At 58.5% G+C, this 6,852-nt stretch carries 11 protein-coding genes; 6 read left to right on the top strand and 5 right to left on the bottom strand.

Annotated elements, in window-relative coordinates:
- Nucleotides 1-38: 38 nt before the first annotated feature.
- The 5 genes from ACIREA_RS23205 to ACIREA_RS23185 all read right to left on the bottom strand — a co-directional run bounded on the left by ACIREA_RS23205 (nt 39) and on the right by ACIREA_RS23185 (nt 4,024).
- Nucleotides 39-578, bottom strand: coding sequence for a hypothetical protein (locus ACIREA_RS23205; RefSeq protein ID WP_397384724.1), 540 nt, complete (start codon nt 576-578; stop codon nt 39-41).
- Between the two features lie 12 nt (nt 579-590).
- Complete coding sequence (locus ACIREA_RS23200; protein ID WP_397384723.1) at nt 591-1,055, bottom strand: TIGR02594 family protein; 465 nt, start codon at nt 1,053-1,055, stop codon at nt 591-593.
- A gap of 95 nt (nt 1,056-1,150) precedes the next feature.
- The gene (locus ACIREA_RS23195) at nt 1,151-2,041 is read right to left on the bottom strand and encodes a hypothetical protein (RefSeq protein ID WP_397384722.1); all 891 of its coding nucleotides are present in this window, start codon (nt 2,039-2,041) and stop codon (nt 1,151-1,153) included.
- Nucleotides 2,042-2,335: 294 nt separating this feature from the next.
- Entirely contained in the window at nt 2,336-2,806 is a 471-nt protein-coding gene (locus tag ACIREA_RS23190) for a hypothetical protein (RefSeq protein ID WP_397384721.1), read from the bottom strand.
- 12 nt (nt 2,807-2,818) lie between these two features.
- The gene (locus ACIREA_RS23185; protein ID WP_397384720.1) at nt 2,819-4,024 is read right to left on the bottom strand and encodes a helix-turn-helix domain-containing protein; all 1,206 of its coding nucleotides are present in this window, start codon (nt 4,022-4,024) and stop codon (nt 2,819-2,821) included.
- Nucleotides 4,025-4,080: 56 nt separating this feature from the next.
- Between ACIREA_RS23185 and ACIREA_RS23180 the strand changes: the two genes are divergently transcribed.
- The 6 genes from ACIREA_RS23180 to ACIREA_RS23155 all read left to right on the top strand — a co-directional run.
- Nucleotides 4,081-5,016 carry a hypothetical protein gene (locus ACIREA_RS23180; RefSeq protein WP_397384719.1) on the top strand — a complete coding sequence of 312 codons (936 nt, stop codon included), beginning with the start codon at nt 4,081-4,083 and terminating at the stop codon, nt 5,014-5,016.
- Between the two features lie 35 nt (nt 5,017-5,051).
- Nucleotides 5,052-5,489: a hypothetical protein gene (locus ACIREA_RS23175; protein WP_397384718.1), complete on the top strand. Its 438-nt coding sequence runs from the start codon at nt 5,052-5,054 to the stop codon at nt 5,487-5,489.
- Between the two features lie 31 nt (nt 5,490-5,520).
- The gene (locus ACIREA_RS23170; RefSeq protein WP_397384717.1) at nt 5,521-6,105 is read left to right on the top strand and encodes a hypothetical protein; all 585 of its coding nucleotides are present in this window, start codon (nt 5,521-5,523) and stop codon (nt 6,103-6,105) included.
- A 2-nt stretch (nt 6,106-6,107) separates the two neighbouring features.
- Nucleotides 6,108-6,386, top strand: coding sequence for a hypothetical protein (locus ACIREA_RS23165; protein ID WP_397384716.1), 279 nt, complete (start codon nt 6,108-6,110; stop codon nt 6,384-6,386).
- Between the two features lie 2 nt (nt 6,387-6,388).
- Nucleotides 6,389-6,625 (top strand): hypothetical protein, encoded by a 237-nt coding sequence (locus ACIREA_RS23160; protein WP_397384715.1) that lies wholly within the window; start codon nt 6,389-6,391, stop codon nt 6,623-6,625.
- Between the two features lie 24 nt (nt 6,626-6,649).
- A partial coding sequence (locus ACIREA_RS23155) for a hypothetical protein (protein WP_397384714.1) occupies nt 6,650-6,852 on the top strand: 203 nt, incomplete at its 3' end.

The raw sequence follows: 6,852 nt of genomic DNA, 5'->3' as shown, positions 1-6,852 counted from the left end.
GGCGAAGGGCGATGGAGGCTGTGGTCATAGGTGGGGGCTTACTTGGATTTTTTCAGGAGCGGGAGTTGATCGAAAATTTTGCAGATCCACGTCCAGAGTTCAGCGACGCGGGTGTTGAGATGCTTGATGGATTCGTGATGCCCCTGCACCTTCTCTGCCACAGGGTTGAGCCGCTCATGGATGTCCTTGATCTCCTTGAGCGTGGCCGTCGTCATGCGCGACTCCATGGCATGCAGCGCATTGAGGAACGTTGACATGCGCTCTTCACCCGCCTTGATGACTTGGTTGATGCGCTCCGCCGTGGCGTTGTGCTGCCTCAGGTTCTCCCGGGCGCTGGCCGTGATCTTTTCGTCCAGGCTCTTGAGTTCTTCCCGCGTGTCTCCCTTGATCGCATGATCAGGCACGGTGCGCACATCCAGCGGCTGCGCGATGCTCACCGGGTCTGACTTCGTGCCGTTGGCCTGCATGCCGCGCTTGTGCGCATACCACATGCCCGCGCCCGCCATGCACATCATGACGAAGTACTTCACGAACTCGGCAGGCACACCGGAGATGTCAGGAGAGGCGATGGTGATCATGAGCGGAGATGTTCAGAGATCAGGCGCACGGCGCACACCGAGCAGGTTATCCAAAGTCAGGGAGGTGATGCAGACCTTGTCAGCCTGGTTGCCTCCAAGGCAGTTCACGCGGCCAGCGGCGCAGTTGATGAAGTCCGCGAACAAGGTCACGTGAGAACCACCGGCACGCTTGAAGATGAGAGTATCACCTTGCAGCCATGTGGTGGGCTTGTTGGGGTTCACCACATTGCCCCAGTTCATCCAGTTGGCGGCGCGATAGCATGCGGGCGGTGTGCCGGTCATCGTCTCGGTGCCGATGTGGCCACGGAAGCAGCCACACCACGCCACGCGTGAATCATCATTGCCCACATCATCACCCAGCCACGATGCGGCCTCCTTGATCCATCCTTGGATGATCTTGTTGCTCTTTGGCCCGGGGACTTCACAAACGCCGCGATACTTGAGCGCGGCCTGATAGATGCGTTGATTGGCAGTCATGGTGTGAGGAGGAAATTTGGCGCACGGCGGCGAGGCTCTGCTCGCGTTGCGTTTGCGTCTCACGACGTGCGCCGGTCTGGTGTGGTTTAATAAAATCAGTTCCTGATCTCCGCAGTGCTAAGCATGAAGGCCACGCGTTCACCGTAGAGCGGGATGCGATCAGCGAGCTGCATGCAGCCCGGGCCACTATCTTCATTGTGCAGTTCTGGCTTGAGCTGGTTATGGCGTGGCTTCACCGAAGCTGTTGGCTGTACCTTCACCGGTTGCTTCGCTTCCAGCAGCTGCGGAGCAATGACCGCATTCTTGATGATCGCCGCACCTTCCTGAATGAGCAGCGCATCCCCCTGCTTGATGACGCCTTTGTTCACGGCGGTTTGCAGACCCAGCTCAGCCAAGCTGAACACTTTGATGCTCGTCGGATCAGCGGGATTCGTCACAATGGCCAGTCCGCGCTGAATGGCCACGTTATCACCCGGGGTGATCTTGCCTTTCGCAGCGGCCAGATTGAGGCCCAGATCTGCCAGTGCGATCGTTGCCTGTCCCGCATTGGACGCCAGAAACGCCGTCATGCCTGCACACGAACTCAGCGAGATCACGCACAAGCACCCAATCAGCACCTTGGCCACGGGCGCACCCGCCAGCTTCTGATGCAGCCCCGCCTTGCTTGCGGCGGCGTTCAGCAGCGCCACGCCGAACAGCTCGGGATGATTGGCGTCAATCGCTAAGTAGGTGCTCGCCGCCGTGATGCCCTGAGACACCAAAGATCCCACCAGGGCGCGGATCATGGCCTCATGCGGGATGCCTTCGCTCACCTTGTATTCGATCTTCAGCCACTTGGCGCAAGCCGACCATGCCACAGCAATTCCGACCATAACCAGGCCGAGTACAATGCTCTCAGTGGAATCACCGCTGATGTTGTGAGCGGCGAACCATGCCCCGCAGACAGCGAGGAGTTGACGGATAATTTGCTGGATGAGTTCGTTCATGATGGGCGGTGGTGAGGTGAGGAATGAAACCACCCGCCGCGATGAGCGGCCCCCAGCCGAACCCCCCAAGGCCAGCCAAAGACCGCCCACCAGCATGCAAAGGCCCAACAACGAGCCATGACACAGGTAGCGGCCTGCACAGTGCGTGCAGCCCGCCTGCATTCACCGCGCCCGGTGGGACGAGTGCGCAACAAGGAGGCGCGACATCAGGGCACAAAAAAGCCGCGCAGGAATGCGCGGCTCAAGAGGACATGCAGCCTCAGCTTGTTTGCTTGTGGGCCCCTTCCGTTTCGTTCATGGCTTGATGTATTTCACCGCCATTTTTTCAGGCACATCAAGCAGAGAAACGGTGACCACACCTCCATCATGTGAAAACTTCAGGCTGGTGGAGTCGGATGATAGCACCTTCACATTTTTATACGTTGTGCCGTTCTTCACTGTCAGGCTTTCATATTCGTTGTCTTTGCCCGCGCTTGGCACCGCAGAGGATTTGCCATCGCTGAAATCATGCCCCTTGCTCGCCATCGTGGTCATCTTGGATTGAACCGCAAGCAGCTCGTCTTTCTGCTCAATGACTTCGGCGGCTGAGATGATTGCTTCAATGGCGGTATTCTGAGCCTTCTGTTTTTGCTCCGGAGTGGCTGAAGGATTTGAAAAGACCCTCTGCAATGCTGCCGCTGCACTACGCAGCGACTTCGCTTCATCCGCCGCATGGGTGACAATGGATGATCCAATAACAAGAGACCAAACGAGCAGTGCTTTCATAGGGGTGTGGGTTTATAAATCTTTGGTGATTTTGGCAACGGGATAGATCCAAGCAAAGTCAGCACGGCTGTACTGCATAGGAGGGTATGCCGGGTTGTATGAGCTGAGGGTGATGCGGTCTCCATTGCTCTGATAGAGCTTGAGCATCACATCCCCGCCGTTGTCTTCGTTGAGCCGTGCGATGACCACGCAGCCGTTCTTGGGCGGCTTGCTTGGATAGATGAGCGCCACGTCTCCGGGTTCGATGCGTGGGATCATGCTGTCACCCGAAAGCGTGACAGCAAAAGCCCGTGGGTCTGCTGGATTGAAAGCCAGATAGCCCTCTCCTGTGTACCCACCATCATCCCACGCCATCAAAGGTCCGCACTGTGCCATGGCGATCAGTGGCACATACTTGGCCTTCATTCCAGGTGGCAGTTGCATATCAGGCACCGCACCAAAGGTGCCTTTGGCCGAGTCTCGCTCAACGGGATGATCAGAGCCGCCCATCAACTCGGATACGTCAAGGCCGAGGATCTTGGCCGCCTTGATCATCATCTTTTCCCCCATCTGGGAGCGCCCCTCTTCAATATCGAGGTACATGCTTACCTTCGAATAGCCGATCATCTTGGCCAGTTGTTCAGGTGTGTACCCTTTCTCTTCACGCGCCTTTTTCAATATGGCACGCGGCCCGGTGATGTAGGACGCCGCCTTTTCTGAGGACAAGCCAGAAAGCACGACGACGGCAGAATTGAAAACAGCATCCTTTTGCTCACGTGTGCCTGGTGTGAGATTCGCGATCGCGTCAGCAGCCTGCACGGGCTCGCTGTACTTGTCCGGGTTGAGAAGGTAGTCAGGGTTCAATCCAAACACCCGGGCGATCTTTTCGAGTTCGGCATATTTTGGAGTCCGGCCCTTCAGGTAATTGCCAATGGCAACATGGGACAGCCCCGCCCGCCGTGCCAGTTCGGCCTTACTCAGCCCCTCCCGGGCCATGAGTTTTTCAAGGTGCTGAGAAAATGTAACAATCATTTCATATTCATGTTGACTTAGAAACAAACGTTTCGTAACATCCGTTACAGTAGCATGAAACAACCGAAGCACAAACAAAGAAACGAAACCGAGTTTCCGGGCATCTGTCGCCATGCAGTTGCCTTGGAAGTAACCCGTCCACACCTGTGGATGGTGCTTAAAGGTCAGCGCAAGGACGTGAGCGGCCTCATCACCAAGTATAAACATTTGTTACGTAACGAAGGCCGCCCAGTGCCCTCCAACCTCGGAAAGGCCGCGTGATCATGAACAAACGTTACCCCACCGTGCCGCAGATCAGCGGTGCACACCCTCGGTTCAAATACAGCGCCCCATGGTCGGAGTGCCGCATCATCCATGAGCACAACTGCATGGGCACACGCCTGCTCGTGGTCGGAGATCCTGACAACGGTTGTTATGAATGGGTCATCATTACCAGCAGCAAGGTGGCTGCTCATTCCAATGATGGCTACGGCATCAGCGAAGTGGCCCTGCGTGATGGTCTGATCGAAGCCTTCAAAGACTGCTTCACATCACCTGGGGCCAAGCCTGTTATTTCATCCAATGTGGCGGTTGCTGCGGTTTCTCTTCAGCGTGCTCGTCGAGAGGAATCAGAACTTCTGCGGCCAGTACGTCAATGCGTAACGGCCACACTTCAAGAAGAAGCCATCGCAGAGCCTCATACCGCGTCGGATGAACCGTCCAAGTCGCAAGCTGCAACGGGGTCACCATCATTTCAGCCCCAAGAAAACGCAGACAAACCCACCACATCTGCTCCGGCGTCAGCTCAGGCCATGTGCCAAAGCGAATCCATTGCAGGCAAGCCTGATCAATCTCTGGACGGCACCATTCTTCATACGCCCGAAATGCCGCAGGCATCATATCCTCAGGGCAGTGGGCAAAATTCTTCAACGGCTGGCTCACACTCTCCAGCTCGCGGTTCATTTCAGTCCAAAAAGAATTCATCCTCCCACCATGGCGACGCCTGCGGAGACATCAACTGTGACGGCCAATGCGATGACCGCGCTCCGCTGATCATCCTCATTGACGCATGCGCCTCGGTCGATGCGGCCCGCAGTGCAGTGGCCAATGCCACACCCGCCGCGCTGCGCAACGCCGCACGCTACCTCCGGGTGAACAAGCACGACCTCCCCAGCGCCATCACCCGCCGCGTGCGGGAGCGCCTCAGCAAAGCCGCCTAATCCACCACGCTCAACCATACCCCCCCCTCCACATCATGAGCCAAGCCATTGAACGCCTCCAACAAATGCCTCGTGAGATGACCTCCGAGCAGGCGGCCTATGTGCTGGACCGCAGCAGCGACTTCATCAAGCGCGCCATTAACAGCAAGCCCGCGAAGCTTGAGGCCCGTGGCGACAGCGGACGCGGCACCGGTGCCAATCTCCGCTACTACATCAGCCGCGAAGCCCTGCTCACCTACATCGTGCGCAACACGGGCGGGGATCGCTTCACGCTCCTGCGTGCCATCCATGAGCTGCTTCCCGCCAAGCTGCATGAGCTGGCGCTGCAAGTGGCTGCTGAATGCAGCACCGAGCCCAAGGCCCCCAGCTGGATCACCAGCAGCAAGCAGCCCCGCGCTGCGCGTGCCGCCCGCGTGCAGGCCGATCCCTTCGCCGATCACCCCGACTTTTTCAGAAGGCACACCGCCGACTGAAACAACACAGCAGCAACAACAACAGCAGACCATGCACCCCACCCAGCACAGCACCCACACAAGACGCGCCCCCCAAGCCTCCGTTTTCCACGATCACGGCGTTGAGATCACCCGTGATGATGTCATTGACGCCATCACTCAGATTGCCGTCAAGCAAAGCACGCAGTACGTCAGCATCGCCCTGCTGGCCGTCACCCTTGGCCTCATTGAGGAGGACATCCCATGGATGCAGCAGGCCCTGCATGAGCTGGATGAACAGCACCGCGTGCTGCTCTCCTGCGTGGAATACCCTCAGAAGCTCCCCTCATTCATCGCGCCATGGTTTGTGCGCAATGCCAGCGGCATCCCTTGCCACGAAATCTGCGTGGCACCTGACTCTCACCGCATCAAGCCTCTGCTTGAGCAGCATGCGCCGGAGCTTCCGTTCTATCCCCGAGCCCGTGAAGTGATCACCTCCAATCCCGTGCTGCGCAGCAGGCGCATGACGCTGCTCGTCGAAGACGCCGCCAACACCCTCTTTGGCATAGGTCACAAACCCCACACGCTGCTGCGCGTGCTTCATGTGGCGCAGCAGTCCCAGTTGTCCGCCTCAACCTCAACCAAGGAGGCCGCGTGATCATGAACCCCTACGCCCCGCCCGCTGCCGCGCAGTGCTCCAAGCGCCCGCTTCTAGGAGCCTATCAAACCTTCGCGAACGTCGCCACGTCCACCAGCTGCGCCGCCTCCATCTGTGTGGCTTACGCCACCAACAGCCCGCTGCTCACCATCGCATGCAGCGTGTTCTTCCTCTCACTTTGGGCCGCTCTCGCCGCCGCCGCGTGCTGGGTCGCTGATCGGCTCAGTGTGGAGCAACCGCTCCGGTTGCCCTCTTCAACCTCAACCCGGGAGGCCGCGTGATCATGAACCCGCTTATCATCATCCTTGGCATCCTGCTGATCAATCTCGCCGCTGCATCCGTGCTCTTGAAGCACCGCCGCAACGTCCGCCATCACCGCAGCACCACGCCGCTGATCGGCAGGCATCCACAGCTCACTGAAGCCCTGCACGCCCGCCTCAGCGCCCGCCAGCCGGAAACCGACTGGCTCAATCCCGCCAACATGCGCGCCAAGGTTAATGCCTGGCGTCGCAACTCATAACCCAACGCCAACCCCATCCCTCCTATGACCCGAGACATCGACACCACCCAAGCCCCCGCAACCCTCGTCATCGCTGATGACATCGCCCTGACCAGCCTTGTGCATGAAGCCGCCTCGTTGCAGCTCATCCTCAACGGCGCGGAGGTCAAGCAGCAGGCCACGATTGAAGCGGCCAAGAAAGCCTTCGCAGATGCCACCAGCGAGACCGCGCAGCGCATCACGGAAAT

Source organism: Prosthecobacter sp. (assembly GCF_044373815.1).
Lineage (GTDB): Bacteria > Verrucomicrobiota > Verrucomicrobiia > Verrucomicrobiales > Verrucomicrobiaceae > Prosthecobacter.
This window is presented reverse-complemented; position numbering and strand designations above follow the sequence as displayed.